We start from the raw sequence: 19,761 nt of genomic DNA, 5'->3' as shown, positions 1-19,761 counted from the left end.
GAGCAACGTCTCCGGAATGGCGGCGCAGTTCACTGCGATGAACGGCGCGCTTTCGCGCGCTTGCTGTTGAAGTGGATGGCGGCGGCGGTCGGCTCCTTGCCCGTCCCGCTTCACTGTGGATCGGGACCGGCGCGTTGGTCGGAGACACCTGCTCGATCTGCCGCTCCACCGTCAGCCACTCTGGCGACAGTCCCTGATCAAGAACGGCCGGCTAGATCCGTCGCGTGTCGCCCGGTAGAGCTGCGCGCGGCGCAGGAACTTGGCGACGCCCCGCCAGGCCGCGCGGTTCGTCGAGCGTGCTCATCCTGAACGCCCCAACCTGCTTCGACGATAGAGTGTTGGCCCCGATGGGTTTTGTCTTGGGCCAGGATCGGGACGGCCAGGATGGCAGCACGTCCTGAAAGTAGGTGGCGTAGTTGGGGTCCTTGCGCGAGTCGTTGCAGACGTAGGGCTCATTCTGCGCGCGTAGCAGGTGAGCGCGATGCCGTTTCGGCGTCCCGTCGTGCCGCTTTCGTGCAGCACGACCCCGAGGTTCATACGACGACACCGTCGACCACGTGGCAAATCCACGCTGAGCCCCTTGGCCTGCGATCCCAGAGGAAGATAGCGCCGTTGCTCGCCCCGGTGCGCTCGAGGGCCAGATCCATGATGCGCCGCTCGAGCGGCTCGATGCCGGCGGCGTGAAGTGCCTCGTCCTGAGCCTTCTCCCAGTCCTCCGGGGTCATGGTGGGAGAGAAGCATGCATCGCACAAAGCACCATCAGTTGCATTGATGCAACAGCTTCCGGGTCGTTGCGGCGGGAATTTGCGACGTTTGTGCGACCGACACCTGGCACGCCCTCGCAATTCAAGGAATTCGAAACCGACTTTCGAGGAGACGAGCCATGTTCATCCGCCTGACCAAGACCCTGGGAATGCTGACTGTTGCCACCTTCGCCGTTGCCTGCAGCGCGGCTGGCGAGGGCTCCGGGGGTGAGAGCGTCGGCGGCTCGTTCGATCCGATCACGATGCCGGCGCACGAGATCGACCTCGTCGTCGAGGCTCGTGAACTCGCCCACCACGACCGCGGAGATGCTCGACGCAGACATCGGCCCTCGACTCCCGCGCCGCCGTCAACATCATCGCCCACCGCAGCGGCCCGGACGGCATCTACCCGAGCGCGGACGACGACCGCTTCGAGAGCCTCGAAGAGCTGGATCGCGTACCGTTCGTGGGCGAGTCGGCGCTGCGCAAGCTGCGTGACTGGGCCGTGGCGCACCCGGCGGCGCAGGCCGAGCTGGTCGAGGGCGTGCAGTTCTCGTCCGAGCAGGCGTCGGCGGTGGTCTGGGGCCTCAACCACGCTTCGCTCCCCGAGCTGGACATCGAGCTCGGCTCACGAGCAACGCGGCCGCGAACCTGATCGCCGGCGCACCCGCCGACTCCGTGAGCGGATCGGGGCGGTCAACGGCGTCGGTCCGGCGGCGCTGACGACGCTGCGCAACCAGGCTCCCGTGTGGGCAGCCGAGATGAGCCAAGGCGAAGGTCCGGGGCCAGGGCGGAACCTACGACGGCATCAACTTCGACGACGCGACCGCCGAGATCGCGCTCTCCATCGCCAACACCGCCAGCTACGCCCAGCTGACTGGTGAGGGGTGGCCTGTACAGCGGCGGCGCCAACGCCATCGTCGCGGGGCGGCCGTTCAGCACGCTCGCGCGCTGTCCGACACGTACGGCATCGGTCAGGCGTCGATGCGCTCCTGCACGACTACGCGGTGAGCGGGAAGTTCTCCGCTGGTTCCGCGCACCAGTGAGCGCGCGCTGAAAGAAGATTGGCGGGCGCGTGTCCCGCCTCTCCTGCCACGAGACAGCCGGTCCGATGGATCGGCCGTTTTTTCGTTGCGTTCGCCCGCAGTCGAGCGGTCGCCAAGACAACGGCGAGCGCGGACGCTCACCGCTCCCGTCGCCGCCGTCTCGGCGAACCGGTGTCTCGGTGCCTCGTCCTGTGCGCGCGCGCTCGAACGCGTGACCAACCCGTGACGTTTGCGTGAACCGGCCTCGCGGGCGTTGAGCTGGACTCCGGAGGCCCACTACGTTGCGCTGGCCATGCGTCGAAGACTCCCTGCGACCGTCATCGTCACGCTCGGCCTTGTGCTGTCGTCGCCAGGGCCGCTGCACAGTCGAGCCCCGAAAGAGCACGCCGCCGCCCCATCGGATGCCGAGAAACAGGCCCGCGCCAAGGCCAGGATCGACGACGCGCGGCGGGCCTATCAAGCCGGCGAGCTCGCGTATCAAGCAGGGGACTTCGCGGCGGCCAGCGAGAACTTCTCCGACGCGGAACGACTGATTCCGACTCCACACGCGGGTACTGGCTGGCGATGTCCCTCGATCGGGCAGGCCGGATCCCCGAGCCGCGTCACGCTTCGAGCGCCTGCTCGCGGACCCGAACGCAGGGAAGATCGGCCCGAGAAGCTGGAGGGCGCCCGCACGCCTCGAGGAGCTGAAGAAGACTCCGGGCCAGATCACCCTCTCCACCAGACCCCGAAGGGCCACTGTCACCGTCGATGGGAGAGAAGCACGCAGGTGTCTCCCAGTCCTGCTCAGAGCTGAATCCAGGCCGCCGCAAGCTGTCGTTTGCCCTCCAGGGTCACGACGGGCTCGAGGTGGAGGCTCGACGTCCCGGCGAGCTCGAGCGCGCGCACCTCGATCTTCTCGAGTGTGGTGCCCGCACGCTTCCACCAAAAAGCCAGACGCCTGACGGCCACGCCGCGTGGACACGACGTGGCAATCACCAAGCCACCGAGCACCACGGGGGCCTGGATCGTCGCCGGCGCCGCGGGAGCTGCGACCGTCGCCGGCGGATCTTCGGTGTGATGGCGCTGTCGGCCAAAGGTCACGACGGCGCACTCAGCGACGACCACGCCGATGACGTTGCACGAAATTCGATGCTGGCCGACATCTGCTTCGGCTCGGCGCTCACGCTCGGCCTTGCCAGCCTGGTGATGTTCACGACCTCCGATGGCAACGAAGCGCCGACGTCGGAGCGGCCGCATTCGACCTGTCCGTCACCTCGCTGTCACACCGCTCTTGTCCCCCAAGGCGGCGGAGCGCGTGCGGGCTTTGCATTTGAGGGTTCACGCCAGCGAATCGCTGAAGTCGGAGTCACTGCCAAGTCACGCGACGTTCGCTGGAACGTCACGCGGCAAGGTTAAACCGCATTCCTAACCAGATGGACTTCGGAGGCTGGGAACAAAAACAAGACGGACGGGCTGCGCCTGGAAGAGGCTCGCCGCGGCTCGGTCGTTGGTTCCATCGTCGTCTTGAGCACCCTCGCCGTGGTCGCCGCGACGGCTGCCAAGGCCTACGGGCTCGACCACGGCGACACGATCGTCGAAGCAGCCATCGTCGACTCCCCGGAAGAAGAGCAGAAAGTCGACGTGGCTCCCGAGCCAGCGGCGACCGACGCTCCCAAACCAAAACCAGCGCGAACCTGCTCGTGCAACCGACCGAGGTCGACGACAAGCTGGTCGAAAAAGACGCCTGTCGCCACCGACAACCCGTATGCCGGCGTCGACCCCTACGCCATGCTCGACTGCGCGGCGCGGGCTCCGGACCGGAGAAGGTGAAGGTCGAGGCCGCGCCAGCTGGTGCAAAAACCGAAGCCGGTGGTCCAGCAGCACGCCGCGGCTTCCGGGCCCGTGGCCGTCACGGAAGACGTCACGCCGCCCCGCGCGATCTCCAACACGCCACCCAGCTATCCGGCCGATGCAAAGGCGGCGGGCATCGAGGGCACGGTCGTCATCAAGTACGTCGTGACCGAGACGGGCGCCGTTACGGGAGTGACGGCGGTGCGCGGGCCGCCCGACTCGTCGCGGTCTGCGAAGCCGCGGTCCGCAGCTGGCGTTTCATGCCCGCGCAAAAGGACGGCCAATCCGTGGCTGTCACTCGCGTCGCGCGTTTTCCCCTTCCGCATCAAGACCTGATCCAAAGGCCTCAGACCCGAAACCCTCGGAGAGATCGAATGTCCTTCAATCTATTCCAAATCCTGTCCCACATGGGGCCCCTCGGCATGGTGATTGCCGGGTTCTTGATCGTCATGGCCATCGCCTGCATCGGCGTCGTCATTGAGCGCCTGGTCATGCTCTCGCGCGCCAAGAAGGAGTCCCGCGCGTTCGCGGCTTGACGCAAAGCTCCTGATTGACGAGTGGTGCATGGACGAGCTGGCGAAGGTCGCCAAAGAGCGCGTCCATTCACCTCTCGCCGGCTTGCTCGGCGCAGTCGCAGCGCGCTACGCGCATGCGATACAGCACCGCAGCGGCGGCATGAAGGCTGCCGGTTCGCCCGCAACGAGCCGAGCGCGCCAAGGAAGCCGTCGGTGAGGACCTGCGACGGGGGATGTCGATCCTCGCGACTACCGGCTCGATCGCGCCCTTCATCGGGCTGCTCGGGACCGTCGTCGGCATCATCGCGGCGTTCCAAGGGATCGCCGCTTCGGGTTCGGGTGGCATCGGCGCCATCTCCGCCGGCATCGCCGAGGCTCTCGTCGAAACGGCGTTGGGCCTCCTGGTCGCCATCCCCGCGGTGCTGATGTTCAACTTGACCGGCCGAATCAACACGCTGGAGCTCGCCCTCTCGCGCTCCGTTGGCGAGCTTTTGGACGAGATGGAGGATCACGATGGCGATGAATCCGGGCAGCGCCTCGCGGCGGCAGCCTGGGCCTGAGATCAACGTCACGCCCTCGTGGACGTGATGCTGGTGCTCTTGATCATCTTCATGGTGATCGCTCCGACGCTGGCCGAAGGTGCCGACATTCAGTTGCCGACCATCTTCGCGGTGGACGAGCAACCCGGGGACCTGGAGCCCATCGACGTGGCGCTCTTGAAGAACGGCGGCGATGCTGGAAAGGCGGCTGTGGAGCCGGCGCTCCTCGAGACCAAGGTGCGGGAGCTGCACGCGAAGGACCCCAAGCGCCGCGTGATGCTCAGGGCCGACACCCAGGTGAACTGCAAAGCGAGTCCGGGAGACATTCAAGATGCTGCAGGGCGTCGGTTTCCATGGCGCAGCGCTGCGGGTCGCCAAGCGAGACCGAGCAGGGAGAGCTGAGATGGCCATGACGCCGGCAGCGACGGGCAGCCGCAAGGGCAAGCCGAGGGCGGTCCCCGTCATCAACGTCACACCGCTCGTCGACGTGATCTTGGTGGTGCTCATCATCTTCATGCTCGTCACACCGATGATGATGAAGACCTTCTGGCTCAACATTCCGAAGGCGGCGGAGGCCGAGCAAGAAAATAAGAAGGACCCAGCTGCGAGCGACGACGCGAAGAAACCGCTGGTCGCCACAGTGAGCGCGTCGGGGGAATCCACATCAACAAGCACGTCATTCCAAAGAGCGAGGCTCAATGCGCGCCTGCCCCGGCTCCTGGCGGCGAAGGAAAACAAGGTCCTCTACTTCGATGCGGCGGACGACGCGCCATATGGTGTTGCCGCCGAGGCGATGGATCTGTGCCGCAGCGCGGGTGCGCGCTCCATCGCGATCATGAGTCAACCCGTCGTGCAGTAGCCGGCAACTTCGAACCTCATCCGCGGCATCCTTCGCGACGGCGGTGGTGTACCCGCGGCCCGAGACAGAACCATGCGACTCGTCCGCTCGAAAATGTTCCCGCTCGTGGTCGGTTACCTGATGGCAGCGGGCATCGCCCAGGCGCAACCCGTGCCCGCCGACGACGAAGGCGAAGAGATCAAGCCGATCGACGAACCCGACGACAAGAAATCCGACGACAAGAAAATCCGACGACAAGAAGGCCGACGACAAGAAGGCCGACGACAAGAAGGCGAAGCCGCCGAAGCAGTCCAAGGGTGCACCAGTCGAAGCGGGTGAATCGAGCGGCGCGGAGGGCGATCTCGACCCAGCGCGCCCCCAAGAAGGGCAAAGGCGCCATCTGGGGTGCTGACGGACAAACGCAGCGAGGAGCCGATGATGGAGGCTGTCGTCACGGTCGAAGGCACCAAGCTCCGCGCGATCACCGATCTGGACGGCCGCTACCGACTCGAGCTGCCACCTGGAACCTACACCTTGCGCTTCTGGGCCGAGCCCACAAGGCCGAGATCCTGAAGAACGTACACGTGGAGCACTGCAAGGGCGCACGTCTCGATGCGGTACTGCAAAACGACGAAGGTGCGGTCGACGTCGTCGAGGTGGTGACCGAGGCGGACAAGACCGCCGTCGAAGGTCAGATCCTCAGCCGCCAGCGAGCCTCGGCGGTGGGCGACAGCGTCGGACGCGCTGAAATCGCCCGCACGCCCGACAAGAACGCGGCGCAGGCAGCCCAACGTGTGGTTGGGGCGACCGTCGTCGGGAACCGCTTCGTTTTCGTGCGCGGTCTGGGCGAGCGCTACACCAACGCGCTCCTGAACGGCGCTCCCTGCCGAGCCCGAACCGACCGCGCAGCCGTACCCCTGGATCTCTTTCCAACGATCACGCTCGACAGCTTGACCATCGCGAAGACCTTCACACCGGACGTGCCCGGAGACTTTGCCGGCGGCTCCGTCCGAGTGGAGACGCGGCGCATCCCCTCAAAGTTCATTTTCCAGAGCTCGCTCTCCGGCTCGTACAACTCCCAGTCGACCTTTCGAGATCGGCTCAGCTACAAGGGCGGCTCCACTGACTGGCTCGGCTTCGACGACGGCTTCCGCGCGCTCCCCCGGATTTCCGTCCTACAAGCTCACCACCAGGGGCGCCCAAACCCGGCGGCGGCAACGTCACGGACCAAGACGTGGACAGCGCGGGCGGGACGTCAACTTGTTCTTCAGCAGCAAGCGGGCGTTCACCCTCCGGACCACAGCCTGAGCGTGGCGGTCGGCAACGCATGGAAGCTCGGCCGCGAATCACGGCTCGGCGCGCTCGTGGCGTTGGAACTACGGTCACAGCTACCAGATCCGTACCGATGAAGAGTCCAACGACTACGCCGTGTCGTCGAACGGCTCCCTCGCGCGTCAGCGCTCGTACCCTGGTCGACACGGGAAACGAGACGGCCAGCTGGGGTGCGTTCGCGAGCACCACCTACGAGCTCAACGCACACCACCGCTTCACCCTGATCGGTCTGCACAGCCAGATCGCCGACAAGACCGTCACCGTCGCGGAAGGCTTCAAGGACGTCGCTGCGCAGCTCGCGGTCCACGACACTCGCCTGGCCTTCGTGTCCCGCGCGCAGAATGGGGCAGCTCGGGGGCGAGCATGTGCTGCCCGAGCTCGGCGGCAGCGAAATCGACTGGCGTGTCTGGCTGTCGAATGCATCGCGGAACGAGCCGGACACCCGCAACGTGGCCTGGCAGCTCACCAAGGTTCGACGACGTGGTCTTACGCCGACGACTCCTACAGTGGCCGTTTTCTGGGCCGAGCAGTCGGAAGGCATCAAGGGCGGTCAGCTGGACTTCACCACGCCCATCGCCGACGACGACTCGGAAGCTGAAGTTCGGTGGCTTCGCCGATTTGCGCCGGCGTGAGTTTACCTCTCGAGCGATGGCGTTCCGCCGCTCCTCGGATCTCGCGCTCTCCGACTACTCGAAGCTCAACTGCGCCAGCAAGGACTTCGACGCCTGTGCGGACTCGCTCTTCTTCGGTTCCAACATCGGCCCCGTCGTTCGGCTTTCCGAGTTTACGTTGCCGGTCGACGCCTACAACGCCGACCTGGACGTCTACGCCACTTTTCATGGTGGACGCCTCGCTCTCGCCTTGGTTTCGCGTGATCGCCGGCGAACGCCTGAGGTGATACGGCAGACCATCGAGCCCTTCGACCAGTTCAGCTCTGAACCGCAAGAGTCAGCCGGAATCGACAGCACAGATCTGCTGCCGGCCCTCGGCACCGTGTTCACGCGTGACCAAGCGCTCGAAGCTCAGGACGTCGCTGACACGGACGTTGGCGCGACCGCAATTGCGAGAGCTCGCGCCGTTCGCCTACAGCGACTTCTTCGGCGGGCGCTTCGTCTCGGGCAACCCCGACCTGAAGATGACCCGCATCATCAATGCCGACCTGCGCTTCGAGTTTTTTCCGACGCTCAAGGAGGTCCTCGCCACCACCGTATTTTACAAACGCTTCTCGGACCCCCATCGAGACGGTGGCCATCGCCAGCGGCGACCGCGGGCTCGTCACGTTCCAGAACGCCGAAGGGCAGACCTCTACGGCATGGAGCCGAAGCCCGAAAGGATCTGGGGTTTCTCAGCAGGAGCTTGAAGGAGTTCACTGGCATCGCAAACCTCACGCTGGCTCAGTCGCGCATTCAGCTGAGTGGTGCGGCTCGAGAGTATCTGACCAACGCTTCTCGCCCCATGACCAACCAAGCGCCTTGGGTGCTGAACCTGGCGCTCGACTACGCGGGTTCGAGAGGGACGACGGTCCGGCTGCTGTACAACGTGGCCGGCAAGCGCATCGTGCAAGTCGGCTCGCAAGACATTCCGGATGCCTACGAGCACCCCGGCACGTGATCGATCTGAGCGCGAGCCAGACATCAACTCACACTTTCAGGTCAAGGCCTCCGCCTCGAACATCCTGAACGCGCCGCACCTCGTGACGCAAGGCGCGGACCACGACGCTCCGGTCGTGAGCAAGTACACATCCGGCAGCGTGGTTTCGGTCGGTGCTACCTACACTTACTGACGCGTGGCTTTTTGACGACTTCGTCGTGACGACTCCGTGCGTCCGTGATCACACAAAGGTCACGAACGTGGCACTTGGAGGCAACGCGCACAGGGCAAAGTGCGCCACGTCACACCAACAGGAGAACACCTCATGAAGAGCTTTGGTCGTCTTTCGATGCTTGGCAGCGCCGCAACACTGTCCCTGATTTGTGCCTCGGCCTGCGGCAGCGACGACAGCGGGGGCAAGAACAACGGCGGAGCCGGCGGAAGCAGCGCGACCGGCGGAGCTTCGGGGTCCGGCGGCACCAGCAGCGGCGGCACCAGCAGCGGCGGGGCTGCCGGAAGCGGCGCGATGGGCGGAGCTGGAGAGCCTCGGGTTCGGGCGGCGCCTCGGGCTCCGGCGGTGCCTCGGGCTCCGGCGGTAGCGGCGGCACGGCGTGCGACCTGAGTGGCACTGGGAAGAGCAAGGCCGACATCCCGAACCCGGTCAAGACGAGCATGACACTTACCGCCGACAAGGTCTGGACTCTCAAAGACATCACCCACGTCTCGAGCGGCGCCACATTGACCATCGAACCGTGCACACGCATCGAGGGCACCAAGAGCCCCATCGGTGTGCTCGTCATCACCAAGGGCGCCAAGATCGACGCACAGGGCAAGGAGAACGAGCCGATTCTGTTCACGAGCCAACAGCCGGTGGGCAGCCGCGCGGCGGGCGATTGGGGCGGCGTCATATTGCTCGGCAAGGCCAAGACGAACGACGTCGACGCCGTCGTCGAAGGCCTGGCGGATCAGCCCGAGAACCACTACGGAGGCACTGACGACGCAGACAACAGCGGCAGCATCAGCTACGCGCGCATCGAGTATGGCGGCTACGAACTGAGCACGGATAACGAGGTCAATGGCCTCACCTTTGGGGCCGTCGGCAGTGGGACGAAGATCAACCACGTGATGGTGAGCCAGACGCTCGACGACTGCTTCGAGTGGTTTGGCGGCACCGTCAGCGCCGATCACCTGATCTGCAACGTGGACGGCGACGACATGTTCGACACAGACCGAGGTTTCACGGGCACGATCGACACGTTGTTTGGTCGCAAGCGCAAGAACCCTTCGAGCGACCCCAACGGTTACGAGTGGGACAACAACAAGAACAACAACGCGGCGACCCCCGTCACGCACCCGGTGGCCAAGAATGTGACTATGTGCGGATTCGGCACGGACGTCGGCAAGACGACTTATGCCGCGGTGCTCCGCCGCGGCATTACCGGCAGCATCGACAACCTGGTGGCGGTCGGCTTCAGCTACGGGCTGGATGCTCGCGATGGATTCGGCACGCTGTCGGCTCCGGCGGTCACCATCACCAACACCACGCTGTTCGACATGCTGACCAGCAACGTTGCCAACGCGTCCGAGACCGACAACGACAACGGCTTCGACGAGACGGCGTGGTTCAACGCCGGCGCGGGTAACAACACCACCGACCCCGGCTTCAAGACCACGGACTGTCAGGAGACCAGCGGTCCCAACGCCAAGGTCACCGGCTCCAAGAAGGGCGCCTTCAAGGATGGCAACTGGCTCACCGGGGCCTGGATCGACTGGGCCGAGAAGTAGGCGGACGATCCCGGAAGCCGCCCTCGGCGAGGCGACGCGGGCGGCTGCGGGAGTGTGGGCGACGAGGCGCGGATCCCGAGCAGTCGCCCCAGAAACGGCGTGCTCCCGTCACTCGAACGTCACTCGATGGCGGTAGCTCTGACGTAGATGGCCAAGGTGCTCATCGTCGAAGATGAGGCGGATCTCTGCCAGGTGATCGCCTACGGTCTCCGACAGTCGGGTCACGATCCGCTCTGCGTGGGCCGCGGAGCGGACGCGCTGCGGATCGCTCAGTCGGAGCACCTCGACCTCGTGCTGCTGGACATGGTGTTGCCGGACATCCCGGGGACCGAGGTTTGCCGGGCATTGCGCGGAGCGCACGCAACTCGGCACGTGCCCGTGATCATTCTGAGCGCGCGTGGGGACGAGATCGACCGCGTGGTGGGCTTCGAGGTGGGCGCGGACGACTACGTCGTCAAACCGTTCAGCGTGCGGGAGGTCATGCTCAGAGTCAACGCGCTCCTCCGGCGAGTGAGCGCTCCTCGGCCTGTCGAGGCGGACCCGGAACAGCGTGTTCGGCTGCCTGGAAATCGACCGGGACGCCCACCGCCTCTGGGTCGAAGGGAGGGAAGTCGAGCTCACCGTGCTGGAGTTCCGACTGCTGCTGACGCTCTTCGGTCGCAAGAACCGAGTGCAGACCCGGGCCACGTTGCTCGACGACGTTTGGGGCATTCGCGCTGGCGTCACAGTCAGGACCGTCGATACCCACGTCAAGCGCCTGCGCGAGAAGCTGGGAGCTGCTCGGAACTACGTGGAGACGGTGCGCGGCGTGGGATACCGCTTCCGAGCTTCTCCAGATCCGGACGGCTGAGTGCACGCGAAGCGAGGCCAGAGCCGACTGACTGCTCCCGCGGCGAGGCTGCGCCCCAAAATCGTGGCATCATCCGCTCATGCTTCGGGCGTGCGTTTGGGTGCTGTTGTTGTCGGTGGGGCTGGGCTGCAGCTCGGGGGAGGACAGCGCGAGCCCAGCAACGGGTGGCAGTGGCGCGAGCGGTGGCGCGGGCGCGACCGGCGGCAGCGGCGGCGCGGCCGGCGGTGGCAACACGGGCGGTGGCAACACGGGCGGTGGCAACACGGGCGGCGCGGCGGGCTCTGGCATCTGCAACGGCGACAAACCCGGCCCGAACAACACGGGAGTGCCGGCCGGCACGCAGCTGAAACCGAGCGGTAACATCACGGTCGACACCGACGGCGCGATCATCGAGGGCCTCGACATCACCGGCGCCATCACCGTGCTCGCCAACAACGTGACGATCCGCAAGGTGCGCATCACGAGCGCCGACTACTACCCGATTCGCTACTTCGACAACGACAACACGGGGCTCGTGGTCGAAGACAGCGAGATCATCGGCAAGGGCGGCGACGCGACTGCAGCGATCTCGTTCGTGAACTACACCGCGCGACGGCTGAATATCCACGGCAGTGCCGACGGCCTCAAGGCGGACGCCAACGTCACCATCGAGGACTGTTTCATTCACGATCTCTCCAACGCTCCGGGCGAGCACAACGACGCCGTGCAATCCACCGGCGGCAAGGGCGTGACCATCCGACACAGCGTGCTCGAGGGCGCGAGCAACGCCGCGGTCCAGACTGGAGATCTCGGCGGCGCCACCGAGGATCTCACCATCGAGTGCAGCTGGCTCTCGGGCGGCGGCTGGACGCTGAACATCCGCGGCTCGGGCGCGACGGCGCCCAAGAACACCAAGGTCATCAACAACCGCTTCGGCCGCGACGCGGGCTACGGACCATGGGTGATCGACGATCCGAACCCGACGTTGACCGGCAACGTGTACGACGACAACAACGAGCCGATCCCGTATTGAGGCAGGAACGTCGGTGACTTCGCCCTGCCGCTCGAAACGCGTGTCGAGAAACCACGGGGAAGGGTTTCTCCTCGTGGTCCTGCGCGCGAGCAGGATTCGATTGTCGTCGGCGTGACCAGTAGTGTCGTCGCCTCAGCACTCCGTCGGCAAAGAACGCGGCACGGCAACGTCGAGCCGCCAGGCGTCGCTCTTGAAGGGGAGGCCGAGGTCGGTGGCCCAGCGTTTTGCTCTACCGACCGTACACCTCGATGGCCAGCACGGCCAACCAGAGCGCGAGCGTCAGCCGCGAGATCAACTCCAGGTCGGGCATCGCGTCTCCCGCGGAAAGTTTAGCGCGCCTTCGTCACGCGGCGCGGAGCGATCAGTGAGGTTTCGGGCGGCACAAGGGTCGGGAACGCGCCCGACGGCGCGCAACCAGCAGTGCGAGCACTGCAATCGGAGCAACACTCGTCACTGGGTCATCGTGACGGCGTGGGGCGGACACGTGACATGGATTGCAGCCGCGCAGCAGCTTCTTCGGCCGGATGCCCCCACAGGCCGCCGGGTCATCCGTCACCGTCACGTCGGTGGCGATGCTGCCGGAGCCTGCCCCGATCGTCCAAGTCAAAACCTGTTTGGTATGTTTGTCGTAGTCGACGGCGTCACCCTGCCCTCGGGTCTCCAGCACCAGCTCACCCGACGCGCCCGGCGCCAAAGTCAAACCGGGGCCACAGGCGGCGCAAGTCCTCGCGGAGAGGTTGGCAGACTCCTTACAGCGGTTGCGGATGCGGAGCCGCGCGGTCTGCGTGCTGTCGGCAGCGCTGCCGAACGCCGCGGGCGAAATTCTTCACCGGACTTCGCTCCAGACACTCGGGCGCGTCCGCGGACTCCACGCGCACGACGAAGATCGGGCCAGGATCACAGGCTCTGGCTGGCGCGGCGTTCAGGCTCACCACAACCGCGAGGACGAGCGCGAGCCGCACCGGCGAGAGCATAACCGAACTCGAGCGTGAGTGGCTCGTCTCCCAGCAGGGTGAGGCGGGCCGGCGTCTCGTCTTGCCCGCAATTGTCCCGGGGCAACATCAGGTCGCGCCTCGACCTCAATCCTTCTTCGGCCCCTCGTCGTAGCCCCGTGGGCGGTACTTCTTCTCGACGCCCTTGTGCTCTTCGCCTCGGTACACGATCTCGATCGCGAAGTAGTTGAGCCAGGATCCGGGCAGGTTTTCGATGCAATTCAAGTGTGCCCGCGTCGCCCGCTGATACCAGCCGGCGCCGGTTGGCGCTTCGGGGGCGAAGGAGTGGATCGCGGCGGAGCCGCTCAGGATCAGTTTCCATCGGTCACGAGTCCTGATCCGCCGGCGCTCGCAACGCACTGGGAGGGCGGGGCGGCTTTACCTGACGTTGCAGTCATCTTTCGCAGTTCCCTTGGAGGTGCTCTCGACTTCCAAGTGGTCGGTTTGGCGCCCACTTGTGATCAAGCGCAACGGATGCGCGTGCCTTCCTTCTGGCGTCTACGCCGGGCGAGCGATACCTGCTAACCTCAGGTCTCCGTCTTCCGGCTCGTGTGCGACTTGCGCCCTACACGCTGAGCCTGGCGGATTTTCCGGGCGCCGTCAGGGGAACGATTGGTAAAGCGAGTCGCCGCACGCGCGGCGAAGAAGCCGCGACGCACACCCGTGCTGCGTAAGGCGCCCACCGGCATCCAGGGGTTGGATGCTCTCACCGGCGGTGGTCTTCCCCGGGGCCGGCCCACCCTCGTGTGCGGCGGCGCCGGCTGCGGCAAGACGCTCATCGCCATGGAGTTCCTGGTGCGCGGTGCCGTGGACTACGGTGAACCGGGCGTCTTCATGGCGTTCGAGGAGAGCGGCCCGGAGTTGGCGACGAACTTCGCCTCATTGGGACACGATCTTCCCGCGCTGATCGCCAAGAAGAAGCTGGCGATCGAGTTCGTCCGGGTCGACCCCAGCGAGATGTCGCAGACCGGCGAGTTCGATCTGGAGGGACTCTTCATCCGGCTTGGATACGCCATCGACAGCATCGGCGCCAAGCGCGTGGTGCTCGACACGCTGGAGGCGCTCTACTCCGGGCTGTCCAACGCCACCGTCCTGCGCGGCGAGCTGCAACGCCTGTTGCGTTGGCTCAAGGCCCGCGGCGTCACGGCGATCATCACCGCCGAAAGTGGCGAGTCCGCCTTCACCCGTCACGGACTGGAGGAATACGTCGCCGACTGCGTGATCGTCCTCGCCCACCGCCTGGAAGACCAGATGGCAACGCGACGGCTGCGAATCGTCAAGTACAGAGGGTCGACGCACAGCACGAACGAGCATCCGTTCCTCATCGACGCTGGCGGAATTTCGATCTTGCCCACCGCCTCTTCCGCGCTGGAGCAAACCGCCGGAGTCGAGCGCGTGTCGTCGGGCGTTCCCCGCCTGGACGCGATGATGGGGGCAAGGGCTACTATCAGGGCAGCACGGTACTGGTGTCCGGCACCGCCGGCTCCGGGAAGACGAGCCTCGCCGCGCTCTTCGCCGAGGGAGCCGCCCAGCGGGGCGAGCGGTGCCTGTGGCTCGCGTTCTACGAATCGTCGAGCCAGCTCGTCCGCAACATGCGCTCAATCGGCGTCGACCTGGCACCGGCGGTGCGGCGCGGCTTGCTGCGCATCCACGCGGGGCGCTCCACGATCTGCGGCCTCGAGATGCAACTCGTCACCATCCACAAACTGGTGCGGGAGTTCAAGCCGAGCGTCGTCATCATCGACCCGGCCTCGACCTTCGCCACCCTGGGGAGCGAGGCCGACGTCAAGGCGATGATGACGCGGCTCATCGACTTCTTCAAAGTGCAGTGCGTTACCGCGTTGATCACCAGCCTCACCAGCGGCGACGCGACGCTCGAGAGCACCGAGGTCGCCATTTCGGCGTTGATGGATACCTGGCTGCTGCTGCGGGACGTTCACAACGGCGCGGAGCGCAACGTGCTGCATCTGGTGAAGTCGCGAGGAATGACGCACTCGAACCAGGTCCGCGAGTTCCTGTTGACCGACCACGGGGTCGAACTGCGGGACGTGTATGCCGGGCCTTCCGGCGTGCTGCTCACCGGAAGCGCGCGCGGGGCGCTGGGAAGCGCAAGAGAAGGCCCAGACTCTCTTGTACGGCGAAGAGACGCAGAGCCAGAAGCACAACCTGGAACGCAAGCGCCAATCCATGGAGGCGCAGATCGCCGTGCTCCGGACGGAGTACGAGATCGAGGAAGCCGAGGCGGCGAGGACGATCGGTCAGGCCCAGACGCGTGCGGGAGTGTTGGCCGGCGACCGGGTGCGCATGGCCCTCGAGCGGCAGTCCGACAAGCGGACGGCCGGCAAAACTCGCAAGCGCTTGCGGCGGTCGGCATGACGGCGAAGGCCAAAGCCGCCTTGGCCAAACCAAGGCGTGCCAAGCCTGCCCGGGTGACCAAGTACACCTTGCGGCTGTACGTCGCGGGCATGACACCGCGGTCCAGGCGCGCCATCGCCAACATCAAACACATCTGCGAGGTGAATCTGAAGGGACGCTACAGCCTCCAAGTGATCGATCTCTACCAGCACCCGGAGCTTGCCCGGCAAGAGCAGATCGTGGCCCTCCCCACGCTGATCAGAAAGCTCCCCGAGCCACTGCGCCGGATCGTGGGAGACCTCCTCCGATCTCGAAAAGGTATTGCGCGGGCTGGATCTGCGGCGCGAGGCTTGACCGGAGCGGTGCTGTCATGAAGAAGCATCGTTCCGCGCCTGCGCTCGACTCCGAGGTGAGTTCCCTCCGCGCCCGGCTGGCCAACGCCGAGGAGGACCTGCGCGCCATCCGCAGCGGCGACGTGGACGCTGTCCTGGTCACGGGCGAGCGCGGTGACCAGGTCTTCACCCTGAACGGGGCCGACCGGGCCTATCGTCAACTCGTCGAGACGATGAGCGAGGGGGCCGCGACCGTGTCGCGGGACGGCGTCTGCCTGTTCTGCAACGTGCGGCTGGCGCAGATGCTCGAGCGACCGCTCGACCAAGTGATCGGCAGCACACTGCAGAACTGGTTAGCCCCGGCGGACCAGGCGGCGCTCGTCGAGATTCTCCGTGGCGAGGACACCGAGACCGCCCGCAGGGAGATCGCTCTGGTGACCGCCGCGGGCAGCACGATGCCCGTGTATCTGTCGGCTTCCCACCTGCGCCTGGGTGAAGCCGAGACAGTGACCTGTCTCCTGCTGACGGACCTGACGGCACAACGACGCCACGAGCACGTCGCCGCGGCGGAGCAGTTGGCTCGCTCCATCCTCGACCAGGCCGCCGATGCGATTGTGGTATGCGACGTCGACGGGCGGGTCATGCGCGCGAGCCAGGTGGCCCAACAGTTCTGCGACGGCGACCTGCTGCGAAGGCCTTTCGCCCAAGCGTTTCCCCTGCAGACCCGGGACGCCGAACCCTTCGCTCTCGTCTCGGTCCTGATGGGGGAGACGATGCGCGACGTGGATGCAACCCTGCGTCAGCATGGGCAGGATTTTGCTTTTCTGGTGAACGCGCGTCCGCTCGTCAGGGAGCAGAAAATTTTCGGTTGCGTCGTCACCTTGATCGACATCACCGCACGCAAGGCGGCGGAGGACGAGATACGTCGTAAAGAGTTCCTGCTGTCGGAATCACAGCGCCTCGGCTCGGTCGGAAGTTGGTTCTGGGACTTGGAAGGTCCCATGACATGGTCGGACGAGACATATCGCGTCTACGGTGTAGAGCGGGACACCTTTACCCCGACCGTGGAGTCCCTGCTCGCGCTGATCCATCCCGACGACCGGCTGGCGATGCAAGCCTGGATCGGTGCTTGTCTCGCGGGCGAGCAGCGCCAGGAGCTGGCGTTTCAGATCAACCCGCCAGACGGAACTACCCGTCATGTGCTGGGCCGCGGCGAGGTGGTACTCGATGCCGGTGGTCGGCCTGCGTACGTGGGCGGCACCGTGCAGGACATCACCCGGCGAATCCAGGCGGAGGGGACGCTCCGCCTGCAAAGCGCCGCGCTGAATGCCGCGGCCAACGCCATGGTCATCACCGACCGAGACGGCGTCGTCGAATGGAGCAACACGGCGTTGTCCAAGCTGAGCGGTTACAGCGCCGAGGAGAGCCTTGGGATGCGCCTCTGGGGCGTGCCACCGTCGGGTGGCGATGCCGCGACGGTGGCGTCGAACGAGGAGATGTGGGCCGCGATCCTCGCGGGACGTGACTGGCGCGGCGAAGTGACGAGTCTGCGCAGGGACGGCAGTCGGTACCTCCAGGAGCGGAGCGTCACACCCGTGAGAAACGAGCGCGGCGAGATCGCGCATTTCATCGCGATCAAGGAGGACCTGACGGATCGCCGCTCGCTGGAGAGCCAACTCCAGCAATCCAGAAGATGGAGGCGGTGGGGCAACTGGCCGGCGGGGTCGCCCACGACTTCAACAATCTTCTCACGGTCATCAACGCCACCGCCGACATCGCGGCCGCTGAGCTGCCCGAGGGCGATCCCCTGCGCGAAGAGTTTCGCGAGATCCGGCTCGCCGGCGAACGGGCAGCGACGCTGACGCGTCAGCTCCTGGCCTTCAGCCGCAAGCAGGTGCTCCAACCCGCGGTGTTGAATGTGAACACGGTGGTGGGGAACATGGAGCGGATGCTGGGCCGCCTGATCGGCGAGAACGTACTCTTGGAATTCGTATTGGCCTCGGACCTCGGGAGCGTCAAAGTGGACGCTGGGCAGCTCGAGCAGGTCTTGGTGAATCTGGTGGTGAATGCCCGCGACGCCATGCCTGATGGGGGCGCATTGATCGTAGCGACCCGCAACATCACGCTCGACGCCACCTACGCCGCCGGCAACCCAACTTGCACGCAGGGACCCCACGTGATGCTGACGGTCACCGACAACGGCTCGGGCATGGACGAGGCAACCCAACGAAAAATCTTCGAACCGTTCTTCACCACCAAGGCAGTCGGCAGAGGCTCGGGCTTGGGCCTGTCCACCGTTTTCGGCATCGTTCGGCAAAGCGGGGGCAGCATCGAGGTTTACAGCGAACTGGGCAGCGGGACGGTGTTCAAAGTGTATCTGCCCGTGGTGGAGACGACAGCGGACGTGGCAGCGGTCGGCGCCGCAGTACCACCGGCTCGCGGCACGGAGACAGTCCTGTGGTCGAGGACGATGCGGCGGTGCGCCAGGGTGCCGCGAGTCCTCAGCGGAGCGGGCTACACGGTGCTGACGGCCAGCAACGGACTGCAGGCGCTGGCGCTCTTGACGGCACACTCCGGCCCCGTCCATGGTGCTCACGGACATGGTGATGCCAGGGATGGGCGGTCAGGAACTGGCGGCCCGCCTCGGGTTGGAGCGACCGAACCAGAAGATCCTCCTCACCTCGGGCTATACCGACGACACGCTACGGCTCGGTGGGCTGCCCGAAGTCGGCCGCCATTTCATCGGCAAGCCGTACTCGGCGGCGGAGCTGACCCGCAAGGTTCGGGAAGTGCTCGACCTCGAGGTTTCGGCTTCAGCTTGCTAGCGCTGGTCGCCCACGGTTCGAGCCCATGGACCTCGCCCGTCGAGTCACTGAAAGACGCCCTGCCTCTCGGCCAGTCCCCCCCGCTACCATCATGGCGGGCAGGAGGTGACCTGCTTGCCCTTGAGCGCCGTGGCACCCTGGTCGCATTGAGTGGCGTCGGCCTGGTTGCATTGGCACTTGTTGCTCGGGCCACCGGCCACCTCGGCGAAGAGGATGCAACACGGGTAGCTGGTGGCATTGCACTTGTCGCCGCCGTTACCGCCATCGGTGCAGTTGCACAGCAAGGTGTTGGGGTTGGTGCACTTCCAGTTGCCCGACGAGGTGGTTCCGCCTGAACCTCCGGACGCCGCCGTACCTCCGGCGCCGGCGCTGGCCCCGCCACTTCCGGCGCTGGCCCCGCCACTTCCGGCGCTGGCCCCGCCACTTCCGGCGCTGGCCCCGCCACTTCCGGCGCTGGCCCCGCCACTTCCGGCGCTGGCCCCGCCACTTCCGCTGCCGCTTGCGCCGCCGACGGCCGACCCACCGGTGCCACCCGCGCTCGTGCCGCCAGTCCCACTACTACCATCGCTATCGTCGGACCCACAGGCGAGGAGAGTGGTGTTCGCGACCAGGAAGAAGGCAACCAGAGAAGCTCGTCGATGCGTGGAAAAGGATGTCATTGAAGCACTCTTACACGCCGCTGGCAGCCGCGTACGGATTTTTCAGGGAGCGCCGGTACTGAATCAGGAGGCCCACGAAGCCGCCGTTTCGATTCTGGTTCGCTTCTGCCCCTGCGAACGGTTTCCGCAAAGAGCAGCTCACCCTCGTCCGTTGGCGTCGGCAGAGCCGCGGGATCCGGCTCATTGCGCCCAGGAACGTGAGGTCCGCCATCGCGCGGCTGATCGCCTGATCATCGGACTATGCTCGAGAGGACCTGTTTTGCATCAATCGCTGGCAAGCTGACGCTGTCGCCCACCGCCGGTGGCGTGAACGTTGCGAAGCTCTTGCCCTGCCACGCGACCCAGCGGTAGCGCGGATCCTCGAGCGGTTCGGCGAATCGCACGCGTACGATGCGCGGTCGTCCATCGGACGTAGCGTCCCGCACCTCGTAGTGGGTGTCGTCCAGCTCACGCGTGAAGCCCGCCGGGCGGCGATCGCTCGGCAACCAGGTGATGTGATAGAGGAGGCCCGCCAG

Annotated in this window: 28 protein-coding genes and 2 pseudogenes; 22 read left to right on the top strand and 8 right to left on the bottom strand. The window is 65.8% G+C overall.

Annotation, left to right across the window (positions count from 1 at the left end; translation table 11 throughout):
* Positions 1–533 precede the first annotated feature (533 nt).
* Entirely contained in the window at positions 534–725 is a 192-nt protein-coding gene (locus IPI67_24325; protein ID MBK7583305.1) for a hypothetical protein, read from the bottom strand.
* Positions 722–1,087: a hypothetical protein gene (locus IPI67_24320; GenBank protein MBK7583304.1), complete on the bottom strand. Its 366-nt coding sequence runs from the start codon at positions 1,085–1,087 to the stop codon at positions 722–724. The genes IPI67_24325 and IPI67_24320 overlap by 4 nt, the downstream gene beginning before the upstream one ends.
* Before the next feature lie 122 nt (positions 1,088–1,209).
* Here IPI67_24320 and IPI67_24315 point away from each other — a divergent pair, with 122 nt between their 5' ends.
* Positions 1,210–1,398, top strand: a complete 189-nt coding sequence (locus IPI67_24315; protein MBK7583303.1) for a hypothetical protein — start codon at positions 1,210–1,212, stop codon at positions 1,396–1,398.
* A gap of 1,177 nt (positions 1,399–2,575) precedes the next feature.
* On the opposite strand, the gene IPI67_24310 is transcribed toward IPI67_24315, so the two are convergent.
* Positions 2,576–3,028: a hypothetical protein gene (locus tag IPI67_24310; GenBank protein ID MBK7583302.1), complete on the bottom strand. Its 453-nt coding sequence runs from the start codon at positions 3,026–3,028 to the stop codon at positions 2,576–2,578.
* Between the two features lie 267 nt (positions 3,029–3,295).
* Between IPI67_24310 and IPI67_24305 the strand changes: the two genes are divergently transcribed.
* The 17 genes and pseudogenes from IPI67_24305 (at position 3,296) to IPI67_24225 (ending at position 12,083) form a co-directional block, all read left to right on the top strand.
* A complete protein-coding gene (locus IPI67_24305) occupies positions 3,296–3,601 on the top strand; it encodes a hypothetical protein (GenBank protein ID MBK7583301.1) in 306 nt (101 codons plus the stop codon).
* A 21-nt stretch (positions 3,602–3,622) separates the two neighbouring features.
* Positions 3,623–3,958 carry a TonB family protein gene (locus tag IPI67_24300; GenBank protein ID MBK7583300.1) on the top strand — a complete coding sequence of 112 codons (336 nt, stop codon included), beginning with the start codon at positions 3,623–3,625 and terminating at the stop codon, positions 3,956–3,958.
* 38 nt (positions 3,959–3,996) lie between these two features.
* A complete protein-coding gene (locus tag IPI67_24295; protein ID MBK7583299.1) occupies positions 3,997–4,158 on the top strand; it encodes a hypothetical protein in 162 nt (53 codons plus the stop codon).
* 212 nt (positions 4,159–4,370) lie between these two features.
* Positions 4,371–4,697, top strand: a complete 327-nt coding sequence (locus tag IPI67_24290) for a MotA/TolQ/ExbB proton channel family protein (protein MBK7583298.1) — start codon at positions 4,371–4,373, stop codon at positions 4,695–4,697.
* An 18-nt stretch (positions 4,698–4,715) separates the two neighbouring features.
* A complete protein-coding gene (locus IPI67_24285) occupies positions 4,716–5,078 on the top strand; it encodes a biopolymer transporter ExbD (GenBank protein ID MBK7583297.1) in 363 nt (120 codons plus the stop codon).
* 1 nt (position 5,079) lies between these two features.
* On the top strand, positions 5,080–5,535 hold the full coding sequence (locus tag IPI67_24280) for a biopolymer transporter ExbD (protein ID MBK7583296.1): 456 nt from the start codon (positions 5,080–5,082) through the stop codon (positions 5,533–5,535).
* A gap of 72 nt (positions 5,536–5,607) precedes the next feature.
* Positions 5,608–5,853, top strand: coding sequence for a hypothetical protein (locus IPI67_24275; protein ID MBK7583295.1), 246 nt, complete (start codon positions 5,608–5,610; stop codon positions 5,851–5,853).
* A gap of 66 nt (positions 5,854–5,919) precedes the next feature.
* The gene (locus IPI67_24270; protein ID MBK7583294.1) at positions 5,920–6,087 is read left to right on the top strand and encodes a carboxypeptidase-like regulatory domain-containing protein; all 168 of its coding nucleotides are present in this window, start codon (positions 5,920–5,922) and stop codon (positions 6,085–6,087) included.
* An 11-nt stretch (positions 6,088–6,098) separates the two neighbouring features.
* A complete protein-coding gene (locus IPI67_24265) occupies positions 6,099–6,923 on the top strand; it encodes a TonB-dependent receptor plug domain-containing protein (protein MBK7583293.1) in 825 nt (274 codons plus the stop codon).
* Positions 6,924–7,211: 288 nt separating this feature from the next.
* The gene (locus tag IPI67_24260) at positions 7,212–7,478 is read left to right on the top strand and encodes a hypothetical protein (GenBank protein ID MBK7583292.1); all 267 of its coding nucleotides are present in this window, start codon (positions 7,212–7,214) and stop codon (positions 7,476–7,478) included.
* A 371-nt stretch (positions 7,479–7,849) separates the two neighbouring features.
* Complete coding sequence (locus tag IPI67_24255) at positions 7,850–8,206, top strand: TonB-dependent receptor (GenBank protein ID MBK7583291.1); 357 nt, start codon at positions 7,850–7,852, stop codon at positions 8,204–8,206.
* Positions 8,203–8,457 (top strand): hypothetical protein, encoded by a 255-nt coding sequence (locus IPI67_24250; GenBank protein ID MBK7583290.1) that lies wholly within the window; start codon positions 8,203–8,205, stop codon positions 8,455–8,457. Before IPI67_24255 ends, IPI67_24250 begins: the two co-directional genes overlap by 4 nt.
* Entirely contained in the window at positions 8,432–8,629 is a 198-nt protein-coding gene (locus IPI67_24245; protein MBK7583289.1) for a hypothetical protein, read from the top strand. The genes IPI67_24250 and IPI67_24245 overlap by 26 nt, the downstream gene beginning before the upstream one ends.
* Positions 8,630–8,761: 132 nt before the next feature.
* Entirely contained in the window at positions 8,762–9,058 is a 297-nt protein-coding gene (locus tag IPI67_24240) for a hypothetical protein (protein MBK7583288.1), read from the top strand.
* Between the two features lie 50 nt (positions 9,059–9,108).
* A complete protein-coding gene (locus tag IPI67_24235; protein MBK7583287.1) occupies positions 9,109–10,221 on the top strand; it encodes a hypothetical protein in 1,113 nt (370 codons plus the stop codon).
* Positions 10,222–10,368: 147 nt separating this feature from the next.
* Positions 10,369–11,071: pseudogene (locus tag IPI67_24230) on the top strand (response regulator transcription factor).
* A gap of 79 nt (positions 11,072–11,150) precedes the next feature.
* A complete protein-coding gene (locus IPI67_24225) occupies positions 11,151–12,083 on the top strand; it encodes a right-handed parallel beta-helix repeat-containing protein (protein ID MBK7583286.1) in 933 nt (310 codons plus the stop codon).
* A gap of 361 nt (positions 12,084–12,444) precedes the next feature.
* Here IPI67_24225 and IPI67_24220 read toward each other — a convergent pair whose 3' ends face one another.
* The 3 genes from IPI67_24220 to IPI67_24210 form a co-directional block, all read right to left on the bottom strand.
* Positions 12,445–12,783: a hypothetical protein gene (locus IPI67_24220; protein ID MBK7583285.1), complete on the bottom strand. Its 339-nt coding sequence runs from the start codon at positions 12,781–12,783 to the stop codon at positions 12,445–12,447.
* 49 nt (positions 12,784–12,832) lie between these two features.
* The gene (locus IPI67_24215) at positions 12,833–13,045 is read right to left on the bottom strand and encodes a hypothetical protein (protein MBK7583284.1); all 213 of its coding nucleotides are present in this window, start codon (positions 13,043–13,045) and stop codon (positions 12,833–12,835) included.
* Positions 13,046–13,162: 117 nt separating this feature from the next.
* Positions 13,163–13,300, bottom strand: coding sequence for a hypothetical protein (locus IPI67_24210; protein MBK7583283.1), 138 nt, complete (start codon positions 13,298–13,300; stop codon positions 13,163–13,165).
* 387 nt (positions 13,301–13,687) lie between these two features.
* Here IPI67_24210 and kaiC point away from each other — a divergent pair.
* The 4 genes and pseudogenes from kaiC (at position 13,688) to IPI67_24190 (ending at position 18,587) form a co-directional block, all read left to right on the top strand.
* A pseudogene (kaiC, locus tag IPI67_24205) lies at positions 13,688–15,451 on the top strand (circadian clock protein KaiC).
* Positions 15,448–15,804, top strand: a complete 357-nt coding sequence (locus IPI67_24200; protein MBK7583282.1) for a circadian clock KaiB family protein — start codon at positions 15,448–15,450, stop codon at positions 15,802–15,804. The pseudogene kaiC and the gene IPI67_24200 overlap by 4 nt, the downstream one beginning before the upstream one ends.
* Positions 15,801–17,624 carry a PAS domain S-box protein gene (locus IPI67_24195; protein ID MBK7583281.1) on the top strand — a complete coding sequence of 608 codons (1,824 nt, stop codon included), beginning with the start codon at positions 15,801–15,803 and terminating at the stop codon, positions 17,622–17,624. The genes IPI67_24200 and IPI67_24195 overlap by 4 nt, the downstream gene beginning before the upstream one ends.
* Positions 17,625–18,347: 723 nt before the next feature.
* Positions 18,348–18,587, top strand: a complete 240-nt coding sequence (locus IPI67_24190; GenBank protein ID MBK7583280.1) for a response regulator — start codon at positions 18,348–18,350, stop codon at positions 18,585–18,587.
* A gap of 89 nt (positions 18,588–18,676) precedes the next feature.
* Here IPI67_24190 and IPI67_24185 read toward each other — a convergent pair whose 3' ends face one another.
* Together IPI67_24185 and IPI67_24180 are read right to left on the bottom strand one after the other, a co-directional pair.
* Positions 18,677–19,246, bottom strand: coding sequence for a hypothetical protein (locus tag IPI67_24185; GenBank protein MBK7583279.1), 570 nt, complete (start codon positions 19,244–19,246; stop codon positions 18,677–18,679).
* Positions 19,247–19,476: 230 nt separating this feature from the next.
* On the bottom strand, positions 19,477–19,761 hold a 285-nt coding region (locus IPI67_24180; GenBank protein MBK7583278.1), incomplete at its 5' end, for a hypothetical protein.

The organism is Myxococcales bacterium, assembly GCA_016706225.1.
Lineage (GTDB): Bacteria > Myxococcota_A > Polyangia > Polyangiales > Polyangiaceae > JADJKB01.
Note: the sequence above shows the minus strand (reverse complement) of the source record. Positions and strands in the feature narration are given on the sequence as shown.

Bases quoted from the DNA above. Each gene is read 5' to 3' on its own strand.
- IPI67_24245 (MBK7583289.1), top strand. From the start codon at position 8,432: ATGCCTACGAGCACCCCGGCACGTGATCGATCTGAGCGCGAGCCAGAC.
- IPI67_24190 (MBK7583280.1), top strand. From the start codon at position 18,348: ATGGTGCTCACGGACATGGTGATGCCAGGGATGGGCGGTCAGGAACTG.
- IPI67_24310 (MBK7583302.1), bottom strand. From the start codon at position 3,028: ATGCGGCCGCTCCGACGTCGGCGCTTCGTTGCCATCGGAGGTCGTGAA.
- IPI67_24275 (MBK7583295.1), top strand. From the start codon at position 5,608: ATGCGACTCGTCCGCTCGAAAATGTTCCCGCTCGTGGTCGGTTACCTG.
- IPI67_24225 (MBK7583286.1), top strand. From the start codon at position 11,151: ATGCTTCGGGCGTGCGTTTGGGTGCTGTTGTTGTCGGTGGGGCTGGGC.
- IPI67_24290 (MBK7583298.1), top strand. From the start codon at position 4,371: ATGTCGATCCTCGCGACTACCGGCTCGATCGCGCCCTTCATCGGGCTG.
- IPI67_24325 (MBK7583305.1), bottom strand. From the start codon at position 725: ATGACCCCGGAGGACTGGGAGAAGGCTCAGGACGAGGCACTTCACGCC.
- IPI67_24235 (MBK7583287.1), top strand. From the start codon at position 9,109: ATGACACTTACCGCCGACAAGGTCTGGACTCTCAAAGACATCACCCAC.
- IPI67_24200 (MBK7583282.1), top strand. From the start codon at position 15,448: ATGACGGCGAAGGCCAAAGCCGCCTTGGCCAAACCAAGGCGTGCCAAG.
- IPI67_24240 (MBK7583288.1), top strand. From the start codon at position 8,762: ATGAAGAGCTTTGGTCGTCTTTCGATGCTTGGCAGCGCCGCAACACTG.
- IPI67_24195 (MBK7583281.1), top strand. From the start codon at position 15,801: ATGAAGAAGCATCGTTCCGCGCCTGCGCTCGACTCCGAGGTGAGTTCC.
- IPI67_24320 (MBK7583304.1), bottom strand. From the start codon at position 1,087: ATGTCTGCGTCGAGCATCTCCGCGGTCGTGGTGGGCGAGTTCACGAGC.
- IPI67_24295 (MBK7583299.1), top strand. From the start codon at position 3,997: ATGTCCTTCAATCTATTCCAAATCCTGTCCCACATGGGGCCCCTCGGC.
- IPI67_24280 (MBK7583296.1), top strand. From the start codon at position 5,080: ATGGCCATGACGCCGGCAGCGACGGGCAGCCGCAAGGGCAAGCCGAGG.
- IPI67_24185 (MBK7583279.1), bottom strand. From the start codon at position 19,246: ATGACATCCTTTTCCACGCATCGACGAGCTTCTCTGGTTGCCTTCTTC.